29 protein-coding genes and 1 tRNA gene are annotated in these 19904 nt (G+C 69.7%); 25 read left to right on the top strand and 5 right to left on the bottom strand.

What is annotated here, in order from left to right; genetic code table 11:
* Positions 1–67 precede the first annotated feature (67 nt).
* From serA to U2P90_RS11755, 4 genes are all read left to right on the top strand, one after another.
* Complete coding sequence (gene serA, locus U2P90_RS11770) at positions 68–1693, top strand: phosphoglycerate dehydrogenase (protein WP_322472261.1); 1626 nt, start codon at positions 68–70, stop codon at positions 1691–1693.
* 61 nt (positions 1694–1754) lie between these two features.
* Positions 1755–3164, top strand: coding sequence for an amidase family protein (locus tag U2P90_RS11765; RefSeq protein WP_322472260.1), 1410 nt, complete (start codon positions 1755–1757; stop codon positions 3162–3164).
* Positions 3165–3241: 77 nt separating this feature from the next.
* Positions 3242–3316, top strand: a tRNA-Val gene (locus tag U2P90_RS11760).
* A gap of 141 nt (positions 3317–3457) precedes the next feature.
* On the top strand, positions 3458–5332 hold the full coding sequence (locus U2P90_RS11755; RefSeq protein ID WP_322472259.1) for an ATP-binding protein: 1875 nt from the start codon (positions 3458–3460) through the stop codon (positions 5330–5332).
* Between the two features lie 9 nt (positions 5333–5341).
* On the opposite strand, the gene U2P90_RS11750 is transcribed toward U2P90_RS11755, so the two are convergent.
* The 4 genes from U2P90_RS11750 to U2P90_RS11735 all read right to left on the bottom strand — a co-directional run bounded on the left by U2P90_RS11750 (position 5342) and on the right by U2P90_RS11735 (position 9037).
* A complete protein-coding gene (locus tag U2P90_RS11750) occupies positions 5342–6520 on the bottom strand; it encodes a tyrosine-type recombinase/integrase (RefSeq protein ID WP_322472258.1) in 1179 nt (392 codons plus the stop codon).
* A 149-nt stretch (positions 6521–6669) separates the two neighbouring features.
* Entirely contained in the window at positions 6670–7611 is a 942-nt protein-coding gene (locus tag U2P90_RS11745) for a hypothetical protein (RefSeq protein ID WP_322472257.1), read from the bottom strand.
* Between the two features lie 166 nt (positions 7612–7777).
* Positions 7778–8413: an ImmA/IrrE family metallo-endopeptidase gene (locus tag U2P90_RS11740; RefSeq protein WP_322472256.1), complete on the bottom strand. Its 636-nt coding sequence runs from the start codon at positions 8411–8413 to the stop codon at positions 7778–7780.
* Positions 8414–9037 carry a helix-turn-helix transcriptional regulator gene (locus tag U2P90_RS11735; RefSeq protein WP_322474693.1) on the bottom strand — a complete coding sequence of 208 codons (624 nt, stop codon included), beginning with the start codon at positions 9035–9037 and terminating at the stop codon, positions 8414–8416.
* A 136-nt stretch (positions 9038–9173) separates the two neighbouring features.
* Here U2P90_RS11735 and U2P90_RS20175 point away from each other — a divergent pair, with 136 nt between their 5' ends.
* A complete protein-coding gene (locus U2P90_RS20175; RefSeq protein WP_416173932.1) occupies positions 9174–9395 on the top strand; it encodes a helix-turn-helix domain-containing protein in 222 nt (73 codons plus the stop codon).
* A gap of 209 nt (positions 9396–9604) precedes the next feature.
* On the opposite strand, the gene U2P90_RS11730 is transcribed toward U2P90_RS20175, so the two are convergent.
* Positions 9605–9886 (bottom strand): hypothetical protein, encoded by a 282-nt coding sequence (locus U2P90_RS11730; RefSeq protein ID WP_322472255.1) that lies wholly within the window; start codon positions 9884–9886, stop codon positions 9605–9607.
* Between the two features lie 39 nt (positions 9887–9925).
* On the opposite strand from U2P90_RS11730, the gene U2P90_RS11725 reads away from it, so the two are divergent.
* The 20 genes from U2P90_RS11725 (at position 9926) to U2P90_RS11630 (ending at position 19904) form a co-directional block, all read left to right on the top strand.
* Positions 9926–10141: a helix-turn-helix domain-containing protein gene (locus tag U2P90_RS11725; RefSeq protein ID WP_322472254.1), complete on the top strand. Its 216-nt coding sequence runs from the start codon at positions 9926–9928 to the stop codon at positions 10139–10141.
* A gap of 63 nt (positions 10142–10204) precedes the next feature.
* Positions 10205–10678: a hypothetical protein gene (locus U2P90_RS11720; RefSeq protein ID WP_322472253.1), complete on the top strand. Its 474-nt coding sequence runs from the start codon at positions 10205–10207 to the stop codon at positions 10676–10678.
* 232 nt (positions 10679–10910) lie between these two features.
* Entirely contained in the window at positions 10911–11111 is a 201-nt protein-coding gene (locus tag U2P90_RS11715; RefSeq protein WP_295821638.1) for a hypothetical protein, read from the top strand.
* Positions 11108–11509 (top strand): hypothetical protein, encoded by a 402-nt coding sequence (locus U2P90_RS11710; protein ID WP_322472252.1) that lies wholly within the window; start codon positions 11108–11110, stop codon positions 11507–11509. Before U2P90_RS11715 ends, U2P90_RS11710 begins: the two co-directional genes overlap by 4 nt.
* Positions 11506–11736: a hypothetical protein gene (locus U2P90_RS11705; RefSeq protein ID WP_322472251.1), complete on the top strand. Its 231-nt coding sequence runs from the start codon at positions 11506–11508 to the stop codon at positions 11734–11736. The genes U2P90_RS11710 and U2P90_RS11705 overlap by 4 nt, the downstream gene beginning before the upstream one ends.
* Entirely contained in the window at positions 11737–11946 is a 210-nt protein-coding gene (locus U2P90_RS11700; RefSeq protein ID WP_322472250.1) for a hypothetical protein, read from the top strand.
* Positions 11943–12314 carry a hypothetical protein gene (locus U2P90_RS11695; protein WP_295821631.1) on the top strand — a complete coding sequence of 124 codons (372 nt, stop codon included), beginning with the start codon at positions 11943–11945 and terminating at the stop codon, positions 12312–12314. The genes U2P90_RS11700 and U2P90_RS11695 overlap by 4 nt, the downstream gene beginning before the upstream one ends.
* Positions 12314–13099, top strand: a complete 786-nt coding sequence (locus tag U2P90_RS11690; RefSeq protein WP_322472249.1) for a hypothetical protein — start codon at positions 12314–12316, stop codon at positions 13097–13099. Before U2P90_RS11695 ends, U2P90_RS11690 begins: the two co-directional genes overlap by 1 nt.
* Before the next feature lie 54 nt (positions 13100–13153).
* Complete coding sequence (locus U2P90_RS11685) at positions 13154–13831, top strand: Rha family transcriptional regulator (protein WP_322472248.1); 678 nt, start codon at positions 13154–13156, stop codon at positions 13829–13831.
* Complete coding sequence (locus tag U2P90_RS11680; RefSeq protein WP_322472247.1) at positions 13831–14532, top strand: hypothetical protein; 702 nt, start codon at positions 13831–13833, stop codon at positions 14530–14532. The genes U2P90_RS11685 and U2P90_RS11680 overlap by 1 nt, the downstream gene beginning before the upstream one ends.
* The gene (locus U2P90_RS11675; RefSeq protein WP_322472246.1) at positions 14529–15437 is read left to right on the top strand and encodes a hypothetical protein; all 909 of its coding nucleotides are present in this window, start codon (positions 14529–14531) and stop codon (positions 15435–15437) included. The genes U2P90_RS11680 and U2P90_RS11675 overlap by 4 nt, the downstream gene beginning before the upstream one ends.
* Positions 15434–16348 carry an ATP-binding protein gene (locus U2P90_RS11670; protein ID WP_322472245.1) on the top strand — a complete coding sequence of 305 codons (915 nt, stop codon included), beginning with the start codon at positions 15434–15436 and terminating at the stop codon, positions 16346–16348. Before U2P90_RS11675 ends, U2P90_RS11670 begins: the two co-directional genes overlap by 4 nt.
* Positions 16345–17463, top strand: coding sequence for a hypothetical protein (locus tag U2P90_RS11665; RefSeq protein WP_322472244.1), 1119 nt, complete (start codon positions 16345–16347; stop codon positions 17461–17463). The genes U2P90_RS11670 and U2P90_RS11665 overlap by 4 nt, the downstream gene beginning before the upstream one ends.
* Positions 17463–17654, top strand: coding sequence for a hypothetical protein (locus tag U2P90_RS11660; protein ID WP_295818907.1), 192 nt, complete (start codon positions 17463–17465; stop codon positions 17652–17654). Before U2P90_RS11665 ends, U2P90_RS11660 begins: the two co-directional genes overlap by 1 nt.
* Positions 17651–18037, top strand: a complete 387-nt coding sequence (locus U2P90_RS11655) for a hypothetical protein (RefSeq protein WP_322472243.1) — start codon at positions 17651–17653, stop codon at positions 18035–18037. The genes U2P90_RS11660 and U2P90_RS11655 overlap by 4 nt, the downstream gene beginning before the upstream one ends.
* A complete protein-coding gene (locus U2P90_RS11650) occupies positions 18034–18609 on the top strand; it encodes a hypothetical protein (protein WP_322472242.1) in 576 nt (191 codons plus the stop codon). Before U2P90_RS11655 ends, U2P90_RS11650 begins: the two co-directional genes overlap by 4 nt.
* The gene (locus tag U2P90_RS11645; protein ID WP_322472241.1) at positions 18606–18956 is read left to right on the top strand and encodes a hypothetical protein; all 351 of its coding nucleotides are present in this window, start codon (positions 18606–18608) and stop codon (positions 18954–18956) included. The genes U2P90_RS11650 and U2P90_RS11645 overlap by 4 nt, the downstream gene beginning before the upstream one ends.
* Positions 18953–19288, top strand: coding sequence for a LuxR C-terminal-related transcriptional regulator (locus tag U2P90_RS11640; RefSeq protein ID WP_322472240.1), 336 nt, complete (start codon positions 18953–18955; stop codon positions 19286–19288). Before U2P90_RS11645 ends, U2P90_RS11640 begins: the two co-directional genes overlap by 4 nt.
* Positions 19288–19518, top strand: coding sequence for a hypothetical protein (locus U2P90_RS11635; RefSeq protein WP_322472239.1), 231 nt, complete (start codon positions 19288–19290; stop codon positions 19516–19518). Before U2P90_RS11640 ends, U2P90_RS11635 begins: the two co-directional genes overlap by 1 nt.
* Positions 19515–19904: a hypothetical protein gene (locus U2P90_RS11630; protein WP_322472238.1), complete on the top strand. Its 390-nt coding sequence runs from the start codon at positions 19515–19517 to the stop codon at positions 19902–19904. The genes U2P90_RS11635 and U2P90_RS11630 overlap by 4 nt, the downstream gene beginning before the upstream one ends.

The following is a 19904-nucleotide window of genomic DNA, read 5'->3' as shown; positions in this document are numbered from 1 at the left end:
GGTGGGGTTCTGGCGTCTCCCTAGCCATCTGCCTGCGCCGGGCACCACCGGCGCTTACCCTGGCGGGATGACCGCACCCGCTCCGACTGCTGGCACGCCTCCGGCCACCACGCCCCTGCGCGTGCTGATCTGCGACGAGATGAATCCCGGCAACCTCGAGCACGCCGGCTTCCAGATCGACTACCACGGCAACATGGACCGTGCCGAGACGCTGCGCCGGCTGCCCGAGTACGACGCCCTGATCACCCGCAGCCGCACCAAGGTCGACCGGGAACTCATCGACGCCGCCGGCCCCCGCCTGAAGGTGATCGGACGCGGCGGCGTCGGCGTGGACAACATCGACCTCGACTACGCCAGCCTGCGCGGCCTGCTCGTGCTGAACGCCCCTGAAAGCAACAACGTCTCGGCCGCCGAACTGGCCCTGATGCACCTGATGGCCGCCGCCCGTGGCCTGACCGGCAGCGACGCCCGCACCCGCGCCGGCACGTGGGATCGGAAGTTCCTGGGAATCGAACTCAAGGACAAGACGCTCGGCATCGTCGGCCTGGGGCGCATCGGCTCGATCGTGGCCGACCGGGCCCAGGGCCTGCGCCTCCATGTGGTCGCCTACGATCCCCACGTGCCCGAGAGCAAGTTCGAGCGTCTGGGCGTAACCCGCGCCGCCACGCTGGACGAGCTGCTGACCCAGGTGGATTTCCTGACGGTGCACACCCCCCTGACCGAGGAAACCACCGGCATGATCGGCGAACGGGAACTGGCCCTGCTGAAGAAGGATGCCATCGTCGTGAACGCGGCGCGGGGCGGCATCGTCGAGGAGCGGGCCCTGGTGGCCGCGCTCCAGTCCGGTCACCTCTTCGGCGCGGGCGTTGACGTGTTCGTCGAGGAACCGCCCACCCCGGATCACGTGTTCCTCCAGGCCCCGAACCTGGGCATCACCGCCCACCTGGGGGCCAACACCCGCGAGGCCCAGGAGCGCGTCGGCGCGGAGATCGTGTCGCGTGTGCTCGACGCCCTGAAGGGTGACGTGAGCAAGGGAGCCGTGAACGCCCCCGCGCTGGACGCCAAGACCATGGAGGCGCTGGGCGGCTACCTGACCCTGGGCGAGAAGCTGGGCCGCATCCTGGCGCAGCTGCTCCCCGGTGCCCACGACGTCGAGGTCACGTTCCGGGGCGAGTTCCCGGCCGATCCTGCCCCGGTGGTCACCTCCGCCCTGGTCGGCTACCTGAGCGGCAGCACCGACGAGCGTCCGAACATGATCAATGCCCGCGCGCTGGCCCGCGAGCGTGGCCTGAACCTCGCCGTGCGCGAGCAGGCCGACAGCCCGGATTACCAGACCGAGGTGATCGTGAAGGTCACCAGCCATGCCGGCGACCGCGACCGCACCCGCACGGTGGGCGGCACCGTGTTCGGCAAGAGCCCGCGCCTGACCCGCCTGCGGGACTTCCGCGTGGAGCTGGAACCCGAGGGCTACATCCTGATCGCCAGCAACGAGGACAAGCCCGGCGCCGTCGCCAAGCTCTCGACCCTGCTGGGCACGTGGGGCGTGAACATCGCCGGCATGGCGCTGGGCCGCGCCCAGAAGGGCGGTCAGGCCCTGTTCACCCTGACCCTGGACGACAGCCTGAGTGCCGAGCAGCTTCAGGCCATCCGCGAACTCGACGTGATCGAGAGCGCGTACCTCGTCCGGGCCTGAGCGATCCGGCCACCGGGACACCGGCCCACCCCCGCCCCCGGCGCTGATCTACAGTGCCGGGGTGACTTCTGCTCCCGAATCCGGTGTGGTGCTGGCTCTCGACGCGACGGATCTCGCGGCGGCTCTCCAGCGTGGCGACTTCACGGCGGCCACCGCGACCGAGGTGTACCTGCGGCGTATCGAGCGCCTCAACCCGTCCCTGCATGCTGTCATCACCGTGAACCCGCAGGCGGCGGCCGACGCTGCCGACCTCGACCGCCTGCCGGCGGAGCAGCGCGGCCCCCTGCACGGCGTTCCGATGCTGATCAAGGACAACATCGATGTGGCCGGGCTGCCCACCACGGCCGGCAGCGTGCTGATGGCGCGGCATGTCCCCCAGCACGACGCGCCGGTGGTTGCGCGGCTGCGGGCGGCCGGTGCGGTGATCCTGGGCAAGGCCAACCTGACCGAATGGGCCAATTTCATGACGGTCGGCATGGCCAACGGGTATTCCTCACACGGCGGGCAGACCGTGAACCCGTGGCGGGCCGGGCTGGACACCGGTGGCAGCAGCAGCGGCAGCGGCGTGGGAGTGGCGGCCCGGCTGTGCGCCGCCGCGATCGGCACCGAGACCAGCGGCAGTATCGTCAGTCCCGCGCACCAGAACGGCGTGGTCGGGCTCAAGCCGAGCATGGGACTGGTGCCGCGCACCGGAATAGTTCCCATCAGCGCATCCCAGGACACGGCTGGCCCGATCACCCGCAGCGTCCGCGACGCCGCCCTGCTCCTGGGCGTGATCCAGGGGCTGGACGACCGCGATCCAGCCACGCAGGCCGCGCCGACTCCGGGCACGCTGCCCGGCACCCTGGCGGGCACGGTCGTCGGTGTAATCCGCGACGAACCGCACGTGTCTCCGGCCGATCAGACGGCTCTGGACGCGGCGGTGGCCGCGCTGGAGGCGGCCGGAGCCACGGTGCAGGACGTGACGTTTCCCACGCGCACCGAACTCGGCGCGGCCGGGTGGATGCTTGATGTCCTCGTCTATGAGTTCCAGCGTGACCTGAATGGCTACCTGGGGGGCGTGACCGACGGCCCCCGCAGCCTCCAGGCCGTGATCGACGGCAATGACGCTGCTGCAGACACGGCCCTGCGGTACGGGCAGACCCTCCTGCACGCGGCCCAGGGCACCCGTGGCGATGCGAGCGAGGCGCACCATCACCGCTCTCGGGCCCGAGACCTGGATCTCAGCCGTGACCGGGGCCTTGATCCGCTGTTCGCCTCGGGCGTTCACGTGGTGCTGTTCCCTGGGATCCATGGCTGCCCGCTGGCGGCCAAGGCCGGGTATCCCAGCCTGGCCCTGCCCACCCGGCCACAGGACGGCGCGCCCGCCGGTGTCCTGCTGGTCGGTCCGGCCGGCCGTGACCACCCCCTGTTGACGCTGGGTGCCCAGCTGAGTGACGAACTCGGGGGGGTCACGCTTCCGGACGTGTGATCCCCGGCGCTGCCGAGTGAACCACCGTGTCCCTGCTTGCATGACGGCCCCGCAGCCACTAGCATGTCAGGCCGCGTGGGCGGTTAGCTCAGCGGTAGAGCGCTCGCCTTACAAGCGATTGGTCGGGGGTTCAAATCCCTCACCGCCCACCACAGAAAACCCCGCCTGGAGCGGGTTTTTCAATTCGTAAAAGGGCTCACCGGTTCGCCGTGCGGAGGCCGTGCGGAATGCCCCCACCCGGATGTGACATTTCCTGACGGACGCCGGCCACCAGCCCAGTACCCTGGAGAGACATGCCGCGACCCGCTGGTCACCCGCGCACCACCGTCCCGTCCCTGGCCCACCGGCTGGCGATGGCCTTCGCGGCGCTGGCCGCCCTCGGTGCCCTGCTCCTGATCGCCGTCATCGTCCCCGCCGAGACCGCCCGGCTCGAGGCCCAGCAACGGCACGTCCTGACCCAGGCCGCGGTCGTCGCTGCACGAGCGCTCGACCGCACCATGGAGGAACGCTATCAGGACGTCCTGCTGACCCGGTCGCTCATCGAGATGCACTCCGGCACCCCGGCGCAACAGCGCCGCGTGCTCGAGCACCTGCGCGGGGCCAGTCCCGAATTCGCGTGGATTGGCGTCACCGACGCGGCAGGACACGTGCGCGCGGCGACCGGAGGCCTGCTGGAGGGCGTCAGCGTCGCACGGCGGCCATGGTTCCTCCGTGGCCGCCGCGGGCCGATCGTCGAGGACGTGCATCCAGCGCTCCTGCTGGCCGCCGTGTTACCGAAGCCGGCCAATGGGGAACCCCTTCGGTTCATCGACATCAGTGCCCCCATCCTCGATCCAGCCGGCCGGGTGGTGGGCGTGCTGGGGGGGCACTTGAGCTGGGGGTGGGCGCAGAGCGTAGAGCGCGACGCCCTCGCCCTGACGGGGAACGCTCCAGCGGTGGAGGTCTTGATCCTCAACCGGCAGGGCGAGGTGATCCACGGCCCGGCCCCCCTGCTGGGCTCCGCCCTGCCGGGGGTGACGGCGGTGCGGCGCGCGTCACCGGGAGCGCAGGGCACGGTGGCGGCCACCTGGGACGGCCAACCGTACGTCGCCGGGTACGCCGTGACTGGCGCCCGGACGATCTACCCGGGGTTGAGCTGGCGGGTGGTGGTTCGGCAGAACGCGGCGGTCGTTCAGACGCAATCGCTCGCCCTGCGGCGGCAGATTGAGCTGTGGGGCGTCATAGGTGTGGCGGTCTCGGCGCTGGTGGCCTACCTGGCGGCCCGCGCGGTCAGCCGGCCGCTCGGCGTGCTGACGGTGGCGGCCCAGCGCCTGGCGCACGGGGGCGACGCGCCCGGGCTCCCGAGGGTGCGGCAGTACGCGGAAGTCGATCACCTGTCGTCCGCCCTGCAGGACCTGTGGGACGGCCGCCGGGCCGCGCAGCTGGAACAGGCCCAGTTGACCGCCACGCTCGAGCACCGGATCGTGGCCCGCACGGCGCAGCTCACCGAATCGAACGCGGCGCTCGACGCCTTCACCGCCTCGGTGTCCCATGACCTTCGGGCGCCGATCCGGCATGTGGCGGGGTACACGGCGATCCTGCGCCGCGCGCTCGCGCAAGGGGATACGGCGAAGGTCGAGAGGGCGGTGAACGTCATCGAGCAGGCGGCAACACACATGGGAGTCATGACCGACGCCTTGCTCGAGTTTGCCCGCACCTCACAGGAGCCCGTCAAACGCCATCCGGTCGACCTCGGGGCCGTGGTGACGGCCGCGCGGGGGGAGCTCGCGCCAGACATGGACGGCCTGGGGGTGGAGTGGCACGTGGAGCCGTTGCCGACCGTGCTGGGGGACGCGACGCTGCTCCAGCAGGTCATGGCGAACCTGCTGTCGAACGCGGTGAAGTACTCGCGGGGTCAGCAGCCGGCGGTGATCCGGGTGACCGCGCGGGCCGCCGAGGGCGAATGGCTCGTGGAAGTACACGACAACGGCGTGGGCTTCCCACCGGATCAGGCGAGCCGGCTGTTCGGGCTCTTCCAGCGGCTTCACCGATCCTCGGAGTTCGAAGGCACCGGCGTGGGCCTCGCGAACGTCCAGCAGATCGTCGTGCGGCACGGGGGGCGCGTGTGGGCCCACAGCCGACCGGGGGAGGGCACCACGTTCGGGTTCAGCCTGCCGCGCCTCGGGTGACCCGCCCCCTCAGCCCACCCGCGTCAGTTCGTCGATTCCCAGCGCCCACGCCGTCCGCTCGGACTTGTAGACACTCCGGTACTGGTTCATGGTGAAGCCCACGCTGGCATGCCCGAGCTGCTTGCTCACCACCTCCACCGGCACACCCCGCATCAGGCTCAGGGAGGCGTAGGTGTGCCGCAGACCGTGGATGCTCACGTACCGCACGCCTGCCTGCGCGCACAGGCGCTGCATGGTGCGCCGCAGGTTGTGCGGATCGACCGTCGCGCCGAAGGTGTTGGTGAACACCCGTCCGGAGTCCTGCCACGGACGCTGGCGCACGTACCCTGTCTTGTGGCCCCGCACCGGGCCGCTCAGCGCGTCGCGGCAGAGCTCCTGGTACGCCCGCTGCTCGCGGAGGAGCTGCACCGCACTGGGGGAGAGGTGCACGGTACGCCGGGAGCCCTGGGTCTTGGGCGTCGTGACGTAGGTCTCGCCCTCACTCTGCGCGATGACCTCGGTGACCTGGGCGGTCGCGTCGGTGAGGCTCACGTCCGCCCAGCGCAGCCCGCACACCTCGCCGCGCCGCATGCCGGTCGAGAGGGCGAAGATGAACCAGCGGCCCGCCGGATCGTGCCGGGCCACCTCGACGAACTTCGCGGCCTCCTCGGCAGTGAAGGCGGGGAGCTCGCGGGCCTCCCGGCCCCGGGCCGGCGTGGGGCGCACCAGCTGGGCCACGTTGCGGGTGACGAGTTCCAGGCGGTGGGCGTCGCCCAGGGCGCTGACGAGGAACTGGTGCACCTGGCGCTGGGAGCTCGCGCCCAAGCCTTCCTCGTTCAGGTGGTCGAAGAGCCGGCGCAGGTCGCTGGGGGTGAGCTTCTGGAGCCGCTTCGTGCCGAGCTGGGGGCTGATGTAGCGCTTCAGGTGGCCGCGCTGGATGGCGGTCGTGCGCACGGCGCGGGTGCTGGCGCGGCTGGTGAGCCAGCGGGACAGGTACTCGCCGAGCGTCTCGGCGCTGGGATCGACGACCCCGCCGCGCAGGGCGTCGGCCATCTTGAGGGTGACGGCGTTCTGGGCCTCTTTCCGCGTCTTGGTCACGCCGCTGAAGCGCCGGCCCTCGATCATGACCTCCCAGCGAATGGATCCGGAGGGGAGTTCGCGGATGTTGCCCTGACCAGGTTTGCGGGGCTTGGCGGGGCGGGGGGTCATGGCTGCTCCGGTGGATCTATGGGATCTGGTATAGTGGGTGCCGACAGGTCCCCATCTCCGGATGGGGGCTTGTACATTTGGGGCTTGCCCAGGATCATATCAATTGATTTTAGGTGGTTTTCACAAGCCGCCACCTCATGTAATACACCCTAAAGGTCACGATATATGGCAAGCGGAAAGATTCGAGTGCCATCACCCATTCCTAAGCTGTTAGTCAGGGTGCCAAATATATCCACCAAGTCGGAGAATTGCCTTTTTGCTGCGGGTGTAGCGAATTGTTTCGGTACGTGGACTCGGGCCTTCCTTGTATCTTGTGCCTCAATGTAAGCAACGGAGAATGGTATTGAAGTGCATGAACCGTATGTACTTGCAAAGAGGGATGGAGGCATGGTGAAGTGCTTATCCTCTACCATGGCGTGCAAGTTGTTTGGACTCTCCAAAAATACGAAGGTTTGTACTCCAAAGCCGCTCATGGCGGCGATCGCAGCTACACCTGCCACTGCTGAGGGATTCGACAGCGCCTCAATTTCTAAGCCTTGCAGAGAAGCCACAGCGCCTCCGAGGGCGGACACCGGGAGAAGAGTCAATGCTCCGCGAGCGGTTTTGATTTTACCCTTCATGTGTTCAATGACTAAGTCAAAGGCCGCATGATGTAAAATCGTAAGATCCGCTCGTGACACTGTGTCGGAATTGGTAGTTCGAACAATTGGCGAGCTACTTTCCCAGGTGGTGTTGTATTGCGCCTTTCCACTCAACCCTGCAAGAAGGCCAACGGGAAATCCCGCAACGCCTCCAAGTACGCCAGCGATTGCCGCTGCAGTCGGAGAGACCCCACCTTCAGCATTGAATGAACCGCCCTCGCCGTCACCACCGGTCTCCTCGCTGGCTACATCCAAAGCTCCTTCGACTTCGTGTCTCAGGAGTCGGAGCCCGCCCTCAATTTGGGCGAGGTAGGAAAACACTCGACCCTCATCGAGGTATATGAACTCACGGACGGTTGAGGATAGATTTTCGGCGCTCGCGGGCGTCTTTCCGGAGCCGCTCGTGGCGCTCTTGCTCGCGGCCGGCTTTTTCACGCCTTTCCTGGTCACGAGCAGCCTCGACTTCCGCGATGAACTCCACCGTTGCACGCGCGGGAGTGCCAACAGGCAACCGCTTGAGCAGGGCAGGGAGTAGGTGCTTCATAGGTAGTAATCATAGTGACACCTCACTGACGGCTTTATGTCAAGTGCTCCATTCACGGTCTACGTCTTCCCTTCACCACCCCACCACGCCCAGCAGCCGCGCCTCGCCGGGCAGCGCCAGCAGCGCCGCGTCCGGCAAGGCGGCCCGCGCGTCCGGCAGCCGCTGGTAGCGGGTCAGGCGGTTGTACGGATCGCTGCTGGTCACGTCGAGCACGTACGGCCCGGCACTCACCCATGCCGTGGCCGACTGCTCCTGCGCGTGGATCACCCGGCGCATCGCGGCCGCCAGCGACACCCGCCCCGCGTCCCGCACCAGCAGCACCGTCTCGGGCGTCAGGCCAAAGGTGTCCAGCGCCACCCGGATCATCGGGTCGGGCATCACGAGCAGGCTGGCGATGTGGTTCGTGACCGCCTCCAGGTGCGCGGCGGCCTCGTCATCGTCCACCTCGCTGCGGATGCCGTCCTGAAGGCCGGCCCGCTGGATCAGGATGTGCGCCAGTTCGTGGTGCATCGTGAAGCGCTGCCGGGGTGCGTACTGATCGCGGCGCAGGGTGATCACGCTGGGGGGCCCATGGCTCGCGGCATTGCGGGCGCCCGGCACGACCCGCACCCCCAGGGCGTGGGCGAGGCGCTCGGGATCCGTGAGGTGGCCGGTACGGGCGTGTTCGCGCAGGGCGTAGGCGACGGCGCCTTGGGTGCAGTCGCGCACTCAGTTGCTCCCCGGCACAATGCCGGCGCGGGTCAGGTCGCGGTACAGGTCAAGCCACGCCTCGGGATCGTCGGGCTGCCCCTCGCGCCAGTTGAAGCCCGCGAGGTACTGCTGCCAGCGGGCGTCCCGGAGTTCGGGGAAGCGCTTGCCGTAGAGCTGCACCGCCTCGTGCAGGGCGTCAGGGAGAGGGCGATCAAGGGGTGCAGGCAGTGGAGATTGAACGGCCTTGTTTGAGTCAGCCGCTTGAGCCGCAAGCCATCGCTTGGCTTCCCTATAGGTCTCGTTCGGGAATGGATCGCGACCGAACTCTTTACGGAAGCTGTCGAGAGTGGATTTCTCTACCTCTGCAAAGGTCGGCAGAGCGTAGACCAGCTGAACTCCAAGCGCCTCCTGCATCTCTTCCAGAGTCCAATCCAGCGCGGTTGCAAGCTGTCCTACACGAGAAGCTGTCATGTTTAGAATGTCCACTTTGCCGCGTTCCAGATCGCTGACTGTCCCCTGAGATATGGCATCTTCCGTACGAGCGGCGACATCTTCCTGCTTTAGATCCAGGGCCACTCGCCGGGCGCGTAGTGCCGTGCTCCACGCTGGTCGTGGCTTTTTCGGCTCAGGCCCTCGTGGCATAAAGATCCGGCACGAGGCTGAAGTAACTAGGAACATGCCGCATAGTACGGAGAGTGTGACTCAGGCGTTCCGCATACCCTAACGTTACCTCCGTACCGTATTGACGTTACTAGTGAAGTCTCCGTATAGTATCGGCATGCCAATGCTTCTGCCTGGACTCAAGAGCGCCCGTACGCGGGCGGGCCTGACTCAGGAACAGTTGGCCGCCGCCGCAGGCGTGTCGTCTGCAACGGTGTTCAAGCACGAGCAGGGTCAAGTAAATGGCGTGAGTGGACGGACGCTTCAAGCGCTAGCAACAGCATTGAAGGTTGACGCCCGCTCTCTTTTTTTACCAGCCCACTCGGAAGGTTCCGAGTAAAGCCGTAAAGAAGAGGACGGTGCCTTGCCCGCGCTGCCCGCCTACCGACCGCCCAGGAGGTCACCCCCGCATGAAACCTTCCTCCATCCTCGTCCAGTTGCTGGTGCGCGCGGTACAGCATCCGGCCATCCGTGCGGAGCTTCAGGCCGTCGTGCGCGACGCCATCGCGGAAGATCGCCGCGCTCTGAGACCACATCTCTACGAGGGCGTCAGTTCACTTGGGGCGTGGCGTCGATGAACAGGTGCCCATTCAGCGTGCCGCCCACGGCGTCCCGACGCAGCACCAGAGACTCCACGGTCGCAATGGACGCGCCGAAGATCCGGGCCTCGAACAACACGAAGAGGTCGCTCTGTTCCAGGCCCATGCAGGCCACCGCGTCGTCCAGGGTGAGCTGCAACCGCGCTGCCTCCGGCGGTTCCAACTTGCCTACTGGGAACGCCAGCTTCCCTGTCACGAGCACACCCTGTACCAGAAAGGTCACTTCGTCCATGGATGACCCCTCCCGTCAAGGCTACGCCGGACGGCCCGCATGAAGCCCTACATGACCGTCCCCGAAGTGGCCGAGCTGCTCGGCGTGGATCGCAAAACCATCTACGCCGAGATCGAGCACGGCCGGCTGGCGTGCGTCCGCCTGGGCCGCATCATCCGCGTTTCCGCCACCGCCCTGACCGAGTGGGAGCAGGCGCAGACCGAACGCCCCACGAGCTCGACCACTGTCACCTTCACAACCAGAAAAGTCGACTGAGCAAAGAAACACCCCCTGCGTCAACGCCGGTGGAACGGCTCAGCAGGGGGGAGGAGAGACCCCATGATACACGCTGCCCCCCAGTCCCCCCCCACCCGCGCCCACGCGCCCCGCTGTGCCCACTGTGGCCGGGCACTCACCCGGCCCGGCACGGTCATCCCCTTCGTGGGCGTGGTCGGCCCCGAGTGCCAGCACAAGTTCGGCCACCTGATCGCCCTGGTGGCCGAGGTGGAGATGCTCCAGTTCGACATCGACGACCAGGGCAGCCTGCGGCTGGCGCACGCGATCTTCAGCCGCCTGCACGGCCTGGGCTTCGTGGTCACCAAGCACGCGGATCAGGAGCGCCGCACGCTGTGGCTGGAGGTGGATAGCCGCAAGGTGCTCAAGCGGGGCGACGCCATCGTGAAGTCCTTCGAGCGCACCCGCGCCGAGTTCGCCCGCGACCTCCAGCTCGCCCAGGCGGAGCGCGACCGGGAACCCGATTACGGCGGCCCCCGCAACCTGGGCGACCAGGAAAGTGCGTGGGGGCGGGCGTGATCACCCTCGCGTGTGCCGTGTGTGGCGTCCTTCCGACGTTCCTGCCGCCGACGTCCGTCGAGGGGCAGCCCTGGGTGTGCGCTGGCTGCCGCGCTGTTTCCACTGACCGCCCTGAAAGCGCTGTTGATCGCCGCATGCGCGAACAGACCCTGCCCTGCTGTGGCCCGGACGGCTGCACGGGCGGCGCGAGCTGCTGGCATGACGAGCCCGACAACATCCCCGAGGACTGGGCGTGACCGCCTACGTCACCGCGCCCCTGCGTCACCTGCTGGATCGTGCCCGCCGCGTGGCCCTCCAGCGCGTCCTGGCCCTGCTGCTGCTCGGCACGCTGCTGGCCCTGGCCCTGCACGTCCTCCAGCTCCAGCAGATCGCTGAGGCCCTGCTCAACGGCGGCATCGCGCTGCTGCTGGCGCTCCGGACGGTGCGGCTGTGAGTGGCCCGCGAGACCGCCACGCGGAGCGGAACGCCGCGCAGGTGCGGCTGCTCCGGGCGCTGGTCGGCAGCGGGTACGCCCCCAGCGTGTGGTGCCTGAATTCAGGGTGCCACGCGCCGATCCGCGCCGACGCGGCCACCTGCCCGGAGTGCGGCACGGCAACGGCGGGCCACGCCCCCCGTCCGCCGCTGGTGGGTCGTCGCGACCTCGTGATCCGGACGTTCTACCGCCCGGCCGTCATCGTGGCCGACCTACACGAACAGGGGCTGGGCGAGATCCAGGCGGTGCGCAGTGGGCACCCGGAGATGATCCGGCTGTTCCGCCTGCCCCGGTGTAGCTGCGGGGAACTGATGGAGTGCGGCGACGTGCTGTGCGCCGATTGCGAGGCCAGACGATGATCCGCCATCGCTACCGGCCCCAGTCCGCCCGCGCCCGCGTGCTGCACGTGTTCACGCTGTACACCGTCGTGGACGCCCTATTGCTCGCACGGGCACTTAACCTGCCGTACGAGACCGTCGTGATGGCCCTGATCGACCTGCACCGGCACGGCCGGGTGCTGCGGGCACCGGAGGGCAACCCCCGCCGCCGCGCCGTGCGCGTGGCCTACCACCGGGAGATCCGGTAGATGCGCCGCGCCCTGCCGTACCTCCTGCTGCTCGTGTGCGTCCCGCTGGCGCTGTACCTCACGACGCTGCTTGAACCCACCTCGCCCGCCCTGCTCAAGTGCGCGTTCGGCCTGACCGTCACGGTCGAGGTCGCCGCGCTGCTGTCCCTCTTCGCCCGCTGGACGGGCCGCCCCGAACTCACGTCGTCCCACCCCCAGGAGGCTCCATGACCGCAACGAAGCTCACCCACGACACCATCGGCAACCTGCAGGGCGGCGGCATCGGCGAGGTGGTGAACGACGCCATCAACCGCTGCATGCAGGATTGCGAGGGCCGCCCCGGCCTCGACAAAGACCGCGTCCTGACCATCAAGGTCGCGTTCCGCCCCGTGCTGAACAAGGGCCTGGACGGTGCGGAGACCTTCAGCACCGTGGCCGTCAAGCCGCAGGTGGCCGTCAGCGTGCCCGCCCAGGCGGCCGGCCCCGAGTTCCTGCACGTGTCGCCCGGCGCGACCGCCAGCGGGGAGCCCGAGGTGGCCGCCGTGTTCGCCCAGGAAGGGCTGTTCGTGCGCGTGACCGCGACAAAGGAAGGGAACTGATGACGAGTCTGGATGGGAACGCCATTGCCGAGGTCGAGCGCCTGGTGCAGAGTGGCGAGACCGTCATCGTGCCCGGCCCGGAGCCCCGGGGCGTGTACTACCTGCGCCACCCGAACGGCGAACTGGAGCGCCACCGCGCGGAGCTGGACGAGAGTGGCGCGACCCTGCGCGATCTGGAGAGCCTGACGCTCGCCCTGACCGACGGGCTGAAGGCGGGCACGGCGCTGATGGTGTACGTGGACGACGCGCAGGTGGTCTTCGCGCAGGAGAACGCGGACGGCACCCACCGCTGGGTGACCGCGCTGCCCCTGCCCACGCACCCGGCCTTCGCGCTGGTCAGCACATGGGTCAAGCCCACCCTGATCCCGCAGAAGGAGCTCGTGCGGCTGCTGCGCACCCAGCTGAGCCCGTACGTGGACGCCACAGTGATCCCGACCTTCAGCACCCTGAACTTCACCGACAACCGCGAGGGGGCCAGCAGCGTCGCGCCGATGCAGCATGCCCTGGACCGGCGGATCGTGCAGCGCGTGAATGCCGCGAACGGCCAGGACGTGCCCGAGTCCATCCTGCTCACCCCGCCGGTCTACGACATCCCCGAAGACCGCGACGAGGAGTACGAGGTCAAGGTCTACGTCGAGTTCGACCACGACGAGAAGAAGTTCGTGCTCCAGGTGGTGCACGACGACCTGCGCCGCGCCCGCGAACGCGCCGTGAGCCGCGTGATCGCCGCGCTGCGGGCCCACGCCGGCCCGAACCTGCCCGTCCTGTACGGCAAGCCGAACTGAAGACCCTCCCGAACGCGCCCCCGGTCACCACGCCGGGGGCGGAAAGGACGCCCCGTGACCGACACCATCACCGTCCATGCGATCCACGGCGAGGCCCGGGCCGACAGCCGTGAGCTGGCCCGCGCCCTCGGCAACCACCACGAGAACGTCCTGAGCCTGATCAGCGACTACCGCGCCGACTTCGAGGCCCTGGGACTTCTCCGGTTTGAAACCGGGAAAACCCAGGGTCGGGGCCGACCCCCTCAGTACGCCCTGCTCAGCGAGGATCAGTGCTACTTCCTGCTGACCCTGGTGCGCAACTCCGAGACCACGGTGCCGCTCAAGCGCCAGCTCGTCCAGGCGTTCGCCGCCTACCGGCGCCAGTCCGGCGTGGACGTCCCGGAGCTGCCCACGGATCCGGTGGAACTCCTGGCCCTGAGCCTCCAGGGGTTGCAGCAGCACCGCCGCCAGCTGGCCGCCCTCGAGCACCGGCTCGACACCGCCCCGATCCGGGCCAGCAGCGAGATGCGCAGCCGCGTTCACGCCGCGTGCCAGGACTTCGGCCGCGTCCATCCGCGCGGGTACAGCGGCGCGTACCGGGCCTTCAAGGAAGCCTTCGGCTTCGCCGGCGCGTCCCTGGCCGCGTACGACGACCTCCCGCAGCACCGCTTTGGCGAGGCGCTGGGCTGGCTGGACGTCCAGGTGCGCACCTTCAGCGCCCAGCGGCCCCTGCTGGATGAAGTGGGTGACTGATGACCCCGCCCGCCATCCGTGGCCTGACCCTCCGGCACCCGTGGCCGCGCCTGTTCCTGCTGGACGACGGCCCCAAGCGTGTGGAGAACCGTGACTGGGCTCCGCCTGCCGCGATGGTCGGCCAGCTCCTGGCCCTGCACGGAGGCCTCCCCCCGAAGCCCGGCGACCACGCCTACCTGACGGAGATCCGCCAGGCCCTCACCTGGGTCGGCGACATCTTCGACGACCCCGATCCGGTGGACGTGTTCAGCGACGACGACCTGCTCCAGGAGTTCTGCGTGCCCGGCATCTACGGGGTGGCCCGCCTCGCGGACGTCGTGACCTCCAGCGACGATCCGTGGTTCACCGGACCCTTCGGCTGGGTGCTCGAGGACTTCGTGCCCATCGACCCCCCACTCGTCGACCGCAGCCCCAGCCACCGGGGCCTGTGGGTGATCGAGGCCGGCACCCTGGCCGGGCTGCGCCACCGGTACCTGGCCGCCACCCGGCCGAGTGCGCCCGCCATCGATGCGGGTCTGGACATCCTGGGCCGCGTGGTCGCCCGCCGGCCCCTGTGCGCGGCGGACGGGGACGCCGTCCGCGCCCTGATTGCCCACGGCCACCTGCACGTCACCCCGGAGTTCGACCGCACCGATCCGTGCCCGTACCGGCTGACCGAGACGGGACGACGGGCGCTGGCCCAGGGAGCGCGCCAGCCATGAGCCGCCGCGAGAAAGGCACCTACGTCGTGCTGGATCGGCGCGTGGTCGCGTACACGAAGACCCACTGGGACGCCAGCAGCGGCGTCCTGACGGCCCTGGCCGAGCAGGCGAACTACGCCGACCCGGTCATGAAGGTCGCGCAGCTGATGCTGGAGACAGGCCTGGGCCAGCGTGCGGTCGAGAAATGCCTCGCGCGGCTGGAAGCGGACGGCCTGGCGGTGCGGTCTGCGAATGGCTGGGCGTACCCGCGTGCGAACCAGGGTGCGAACGGCGGCGCGAACGATGCTGCGAATCAGGGTGCGAACAGCGGTGCGAACGAGGACGCGAACGAACGTGCGAACCGTGATGCGAACGGCGGTGCGAACCACGGTGCGAACGATGGTTCGCTGACACCACCAGAAAACGACGTGCAGGACGGCAATGGCGAAGCGCCTAAGGAAGAGGAAGGAACAGAAGGAAGAACAGAAGAAACACCCCCTACCCCCAAGGGGGATCAGGGAGGGTCATCAGGTTCAGGAGCGCCAGCGCCGGAATCACCAACCACCCCACGCCCCCGCCGCGCCCCCACCCCGCCGCCCCAGCTGCCGGCCGACCTCGCGGCGGTGCCGGGGATGTCGGAGGCGTGGCAGCGCTGGCTGACGTACCGCGTCCAGGCCAGCATCAAGACCACCGAGAGCACCGCCGAGGAGCAGTTCCGCAAGCTCCGGACGCTCCAGCAGGACGGCGAGCATCTGCCCACCGCCGTGGCCCGCGCCATCGAGTTCGGCTGGAAGAGCTTCTTCCCCGACAAGGATCGCCAGCGCCGCCCGGCCCCGCCCGCCGCGCCGCCCGCCGATGCCCCGACACCGAGCATGGCCGAGCTGCTGGCCAACGCCCCCCTGCACCCCCAGAGGAAGGTCTCATGACCCATGAACCGTTGCCCACCACCGTGCAAGACGCTCTGCACGCCCACCTCGGCCAGGCCCGCGAGAACGCCCAGGCCCTGAGCCCGAAGATCCGCCCCGGCACCTCGTTGGCCAGCGCCCTGGCACGGGTGGACACCGGCACCAGTCGCCCCCTGCCCACCCTGGTCGACCTGAATCGCTGGCACGCGCACCCGGCCGGCCTGGACGACGAGCAGCACGCCCGGCTGTGCGCCGGCGGCCTGATCGAGGTCATGGACGACGAAGGCCACACGGCGGCCCACGCCTGCCCCCGCTGCGAGGCCGGGCGGCGCTCGGACGTCCTGCTGGGGCGGCTGGAGCGTTCCGGCATCCCGCCGCGCTACCTGGAGCTGGAGTGGGCGGATCTGGTGACGGATCTCGACCCGTTCCCCCGGCTGCGGGCCGCGACCGGCCGGATGCCGCAGATCCTCGCCGCCAACGACAGCCTGCTGCTGAGCGGCCCGCCCGGCGCGGGCAAGACCCAGGTGGCTGTGCTGGCGGCCAAGGCGGTGCTGGCGGCCGGGCACAGCGCCCTGGTCGTGAACCTGGGCCGGCTGGCGCTCGACGTGCGCGAGGGATACGGGGACCGTGGCGACGGCCTGACCGAGGGCGCGGCGCTGCGGCTGCTGACCGCGCCGACCCTGCTGATCCTGGACGACCTGGGGGCCGGGGAGACGGACACGGCGAAGGTGGAGCGCCGCCTGCTGTACCTGGCCCTGGAGGAGCGGCAGAACGCGCGGAGGCCCTGCGTCATCACCACGAACCTGAGCCCGGCCGAACTCGCCGCGTCCCTGGGGGCCCGCAACCTGGGCCGGCTGCAACCCCTGGAGATCGTGGAGATGAAGCACGGCCGGAACTTCCGGCTGCGCGACGGCCACCGGAGCGCGTGGTGAGCGCCGTCAATGCCAGCGTCGCCCGCCGGCGGGGCGTGACCGGCCAGACCACCCGCCGGGTGCTGGCGGCCCTGGAGCGCCCGGCCCGCACCCCGGATCTCGTCCTGGAGCTCGGTCTCACCCACGAGGACGTCTGGAGCGCCCTCAAGCACCTGCACCACGTCGGCTGGGCGACCCGGCTCCAGCGGGGCGTGTACCAGATCAGCGAGGCCGGCCGCGTGGCCCTGACCACCTCCGGCCCGGATCAGGCGAAGCCCATCCGCGTGAACGCCAAGGCTCCACCCGTGGGCACCCACTGGACGCCTGAGCGCACCGCGTGGCTGGAACGTCACTACGCGCGCCTCGGGCCGAAGCGCTGCGGCGACCTACTGGGCGTGCACTGGCAGGCCGTCCACGCGAAGGCGACGACACTCGGCCTCCGCTTCGGCGAGGTGGACGGCTACCAGCTGCTCACGGATCTGGCCGCGCTGCTCCAGCGGGAGTACACGACCCTGTACACCCGTGCGAAGCGCGCGCACGTGCTGACCTTCCCCGGCACCGTCGCCACCCAGGAGCGCCGCAGCAAGGCGATGGTGCCGGACTGGTGGGTCGACCAGATCGTCGAGGAGATCCAGCCCCCCGCCGAGGACGACGTGGCCCTGTCCACCCTGCGGGCCACCCTGGGCCTGAGCAAGACCCAGATGGCCCGGCGTGCGGGCCGCGACGCCCGGCTCCGCACCCCTCCGGGGCACGGTTCGAAGGGGAAGCAGGCCCAGCTGTATGTCAGCGCGGCGGTGGCCGAACGGATCACGGCCCGGTACCGGCAGCGCCGCCGCACGCCGTCCGCCCCGGTCGTCGGTCGTGGTGGCGTGCTGGGCGCGATCACGGCCGCCGGTGCCCACGGCACCAGCGAGCGCGAGCTGTACGAGGCCCTGCCGTGTTCCCGCGCGGCGGTGCGCCTGTATGTCCGGAGTCTGGTGCGGGACGGGGCCATTGAGCGCTGCCGGCCGGGCACCACCCTGGATCCGTTCGTATACCGGGTGGCGGCGCACCACGGCGAGGCCCAGCCCGCTCAGCGCACTGTGGTCATTCCCGGACGGCCGAAGGCGGGTCACGTGGCCCAGGCGGCCGACTGATGCGCCGCGACCTGAAGACCGGCAGCGTGGTGCGGGTCGTGCCGGGCCGCCACACCCGGCCGGCGGTCGCCGCCCTGCGTGGCCAGCGGGCCACCGTCCTGGGGTGGTCAGAGGCCGAGAACACCTACCGCCTGGAGTTCGCTGACGGGCAGCAGCGCCTCATCCACCGCGCGGAACTGGAGCCCGCGTGACCCGGCCCCCCGCCTCCGAGGCGCAGGTCGAGGCCGCGATCAGCGACCTCTTCCTGCGGGCCGGGTGGTACCCGGTCAAGACCGACGCCGCCCTGGTCACACGCGGGTCGCGCCGCCGCGTGAAGTCCGGCCACATCCCCAGCGGCTTCCCGGACATGACGTATCTGCTGGGCCTCCCTGGCACCGGGTTGTGCCTGGCCGCCCTAATCGAGACGAAGACCGCGACCGGTCAGGCCAGAGACAGCCAGGTGGAACGCCACGCCGAGCTGCGCGACCTCTACGGCATCGCCGCCCACATCGTCCGCGACCCTCGCGAGGCCGCCGCCCTGATCGCCATGGCCCGGCGCGTCGTCGGGGCGTTGAAAGGAGTGACCCTGTCATGACCATCCCTGACCTGCACTGGGCGCGGCAGCATGCCTACACGGGCTGCATGTACTACACCCTCTACGCGCTGACGGGCGACGTGGCCCTGCTCGCCCCCGAGTTCACGGCCGACCACAACTTCGCTCGGTGGACGCTGGCGGCCATCGAGCGCGGCCTGATTCCCGAGACCACCTACAGCGACAGCGCCGCGTGGCAGGGCCGCGAGCTCGGCACCGACGCCCTGCGCCCCCTGCCGCTGGAGCAGTGGTTCCCGGCGGTGTGGCGCTGTCCCGAGGAGGACGGCGAGACCGCGTGGGCCCTGGCCGCCCTGTGTGTCCGCAGCCGTCGCCGGCAGCGCTCGCAGCACATGGTCGCCCTGATCATCCTCTGGCAGGACGGGTGGCGGTTCGGCGTCAGTGACAGCACTTCCGAAGTGGACGGCGTGCAGTGGTTCGACGGGGAGGAGGCGTGGCTGGCCAGCCACTACGCCACGGCGCTCGAGGTGCACGTCCTGCGACCGCTCGCCCAGGCGCAGCAGCCCTGGCACATCGGTGAGGACGAGATGCCCGCGCTGATCGAGGCCGTGCCGTGAGCGTCCAGGCGTACTTCCACACCCAGGCCCGGCTGTGGGTGCGCTACGACGGCCTCACCCTGACGCTCGCCGCGTACCGCCAGCTGTGCCATCACATCAGCCTGCACGCCGACGAGCTGACCGCCACGCCACTGGAGAGCGGCCGCCAGATCGTCCCCCTGACCTATGAGGGGCGCGCCGTGCACTGGGTGTGGTGCCCGAGCTCGCAACTGATCGTGACCGTGCTGCCCGCCCGCCTGCCCCGCGACCGGCCCAGGGGCAGCCGCACCGGGGCCGTGCGCCGCCAGTCCCACGACAAGACGCCGTACCGCCGCCCGCGCTGCCGCTGGGACGAGGTGGACGAGTGACGCCCCCGCGCCTCACCCGCCGCCAGCAGCAGGCGCACGACCTGCTCCAGCGGGGGTGCTCCGACAAACAGATCGCCCGGCGGCTGCGGATCACTCCCGAGACGGTCGCGGGGCACTGCCAGGCCGTGTATGCCGCCCTGAACGTCGCGAACCGCCGCGCCCTGCTCGCCCGCCCCGTGCCCTCAAGCGCCCATCACCAGTTGCACGCCCTGCGGGACGAACTCGCCGCCGAGCTGCCGCGCCTGCCCGCCCGTCCGCTGAGTGACCCCAGCATCCTGATCCGTCACGTGCTGGCCCGCCTCGACCGCGTCCTCGCCGCGCTGGAGTCCTGATGCCCCGACCCCCCCGCACGCCCGCCCACCAGGCCGCCCGCGCGCTGCTCCGCGGTACCGTCGGCCAGCACTGCGCCAGCCCCCACGCGGCCCTCACCACCGCCATCCCCGAGGAGGAGTGGCACGCCCTACTCGAAGGCCGCGCCACCCGGTTCTTCATGACCAACGGGCAGCGTGCCCGCAAGGCGGTCAAGAAACGCCATCCGATGCGTCCAGCAGGGAGCCAATGACCAAGCGGTACACCTTCTTTCACAATGAAAGTGACAGCAAGGAGGCCCGTCGCCGGCGCGTCAACCCGGCCGACGTCACCGCCCTGGAGCAGCGTGCGGCCCAGTTGACCCACCTGCCCGGCCACGGCCGCGCCCTGATCGTCGCCCAGGCCCGCGCGGCCTACGCCCTGCGCCTGGACTTCCTGCGCCACGGCCTGCCCGGCGACTTCACAGCGTGGCTCAGCCGCCACAGCGGCATGGCCTACACGACCTGCTACCGTCGCTGGAAGGCCGGCCGGGCGCTCGCCATGGGCAGCAAGCCCACCCGGAACCAGAGTGGGCTACTCCAGGAACAGCGCGAACGCGAGACGACGCCGGTGGCCGAGATCGACTGGGACGACGACTGA

The organism is Deinococcus sp. AB2017081 (assembly GCF_034440735.1).
Taxonomy (GTDB): Bacteria; Deinococcota; Deinococci; order Deinococcales; family Deinococcaceae; genus Deinococcus; species Deinococcus rufus.
This window is presented reverse-complemented; position numbering and strand designations above follow the sequence as displayed.

What these genes read in the sequence shown, in the direction of transcription:
- U2P90_RS11705 (WP_322472251.1), top strand. Translation starts at nt 11,506, where the DNA reads ATGATCCGCCATCGCTACCGGCCCCAGTCCGCCCGCGCCCGCGTGCTG.
- U2P90_RS11690 (WP_322472249.1), top strand. Translation starts at nt 12,314, where the DNA reads ATGACGAGTCTGGATGGGAACGCCATTGCCGAGGTCGAGCGCCTGGTG.
- U2P90_RS11750 (WP_322472258.1), bottom strand. Translation starts at nt 6,520, where the DNA reads ATGACCCCCCGCCCCGCCAAGCCCCGCAAACCTGGTCAGGGCAACATC.
- U2P90_RS11700 (WP_322472250.1), top strand. Translation starts at nt 11,737, where the DNA reads ATGCGCCGCGCCCTGCCGTACCTCCTGCTGCTCGTGTGCGTCCCGCTG.
- U2P90_RS11675 (WP_322472246.1), top strand. Translation starts at nt 14,529, where the DNA reads ATGAGCCGCCGCGAGAAAGGCACCTACGTCGTGCTGGATCGGCGCGTG.
- U2P90_RS11635 (WP_322472239.1), top strand. Translation starts at nt 19,288, where the DNA reads ATGCCCCGACCCCCCCGCACGCCCGCCCACCAGGCCGCCCGCGCGCTG.
- U2P90_RS11650 (WP_322472242.1), top strand. Translation starts at nt 18,034, where the DNA reads ATGACCATCCCTGACCTGCACTGGGCGCGGCAGCATGCCTACACGGGC.
- U2P90_RS11720 (WP_322472253.1), top strand. Translation starts at nt 10,205, where the DNA reads ATGATACACGCTGCCCCCCAGTCCCCCCCCACCCGCGCCCACGCGCCC.
- U2P90_RS11630 (WP_322472238.1), top strand. Translation starts at nt 19,515, where the DNA reads ATGACCAAGCGGTACACCTTCTTTCACAATGAAAGTGACAGCAAGGAG.
- U2P90_RS11730 (WP_322472255.1), bottom strand. Translation starts at nt 9,886, where the DNA reads ATGGACGAAGTGACCTTTCTGGTACAGGGTGTGCTCGTGACAGGGAAG.
- U2P90_RS11735 (WP_322474693.1), bottom strand. Translation starts at nt 9,037, where the DNA reads ATGCCACGAGGGCCTGAGCCGAAAAAGCCACGACCAGCGTGGAGCACG.
- U2P90_RS11755 (WP_322472259.1), top strand. Translation starts at nt 3,458, where the DNA reads ATGCCGCGACCCGCTGGTCACCCGCGCACCACCGTCCCGTCCCTGGCC.
- U2P90_RS20175 (WP_416173932.1), top strand. Translation starts at nt 9,174, where the DNA reads ATGCCAATGCTTCTGCCTGGACTCAAGAGCGCCCGTACGCGGGCGGGC.
- U2P90_RS11660 (WP_295818907.1), top strand. Translation starts at nt 17,463, where the DNA reads ATGCGCCGCGACCTGAAGACCGGCAGCGTGGTGCGGGTCGTGCCGGGC.
- U2P90_RS11695 (WP_295821631.1), top strand. Translation starts at nt 11,943, where the DNA reads ATGACCGCAACGAAGCTCACCCACGACACCATCGGCAACCTGCAGGGC.
- U2P90_RS11680 (WP_322472247.1), top strand. Translation starts at nt 13,831, where the DNA reads ATGACCCCGCCCGCCATCCGTGGCCTGACCCTCCGGCACCCGTGGCCG.
- serA (WP_322472261.1), top strand. Translation starts at nt 68, where the DNA reads ATGACCGCACCCGCTCCGACTGCTGGCACGCCTCCGGCCACCACGCCC.
- U2P90_RS11670 (WP_322472245.1), top strand. Translation starts at nt 15,434, where the DNA reads ATGACCCATGAACCGTTGCCCACCACCGTGCAAGACGCTCTGCACGCC.
- U2P90_RS11725 (WP_322472254.1), top strand. Translation starts at nt 9,926, where the DNA reads ATGAAGCCCTACATGACCGTCCCCGAAGTGGCCGAGCTGCTCGGCGTG.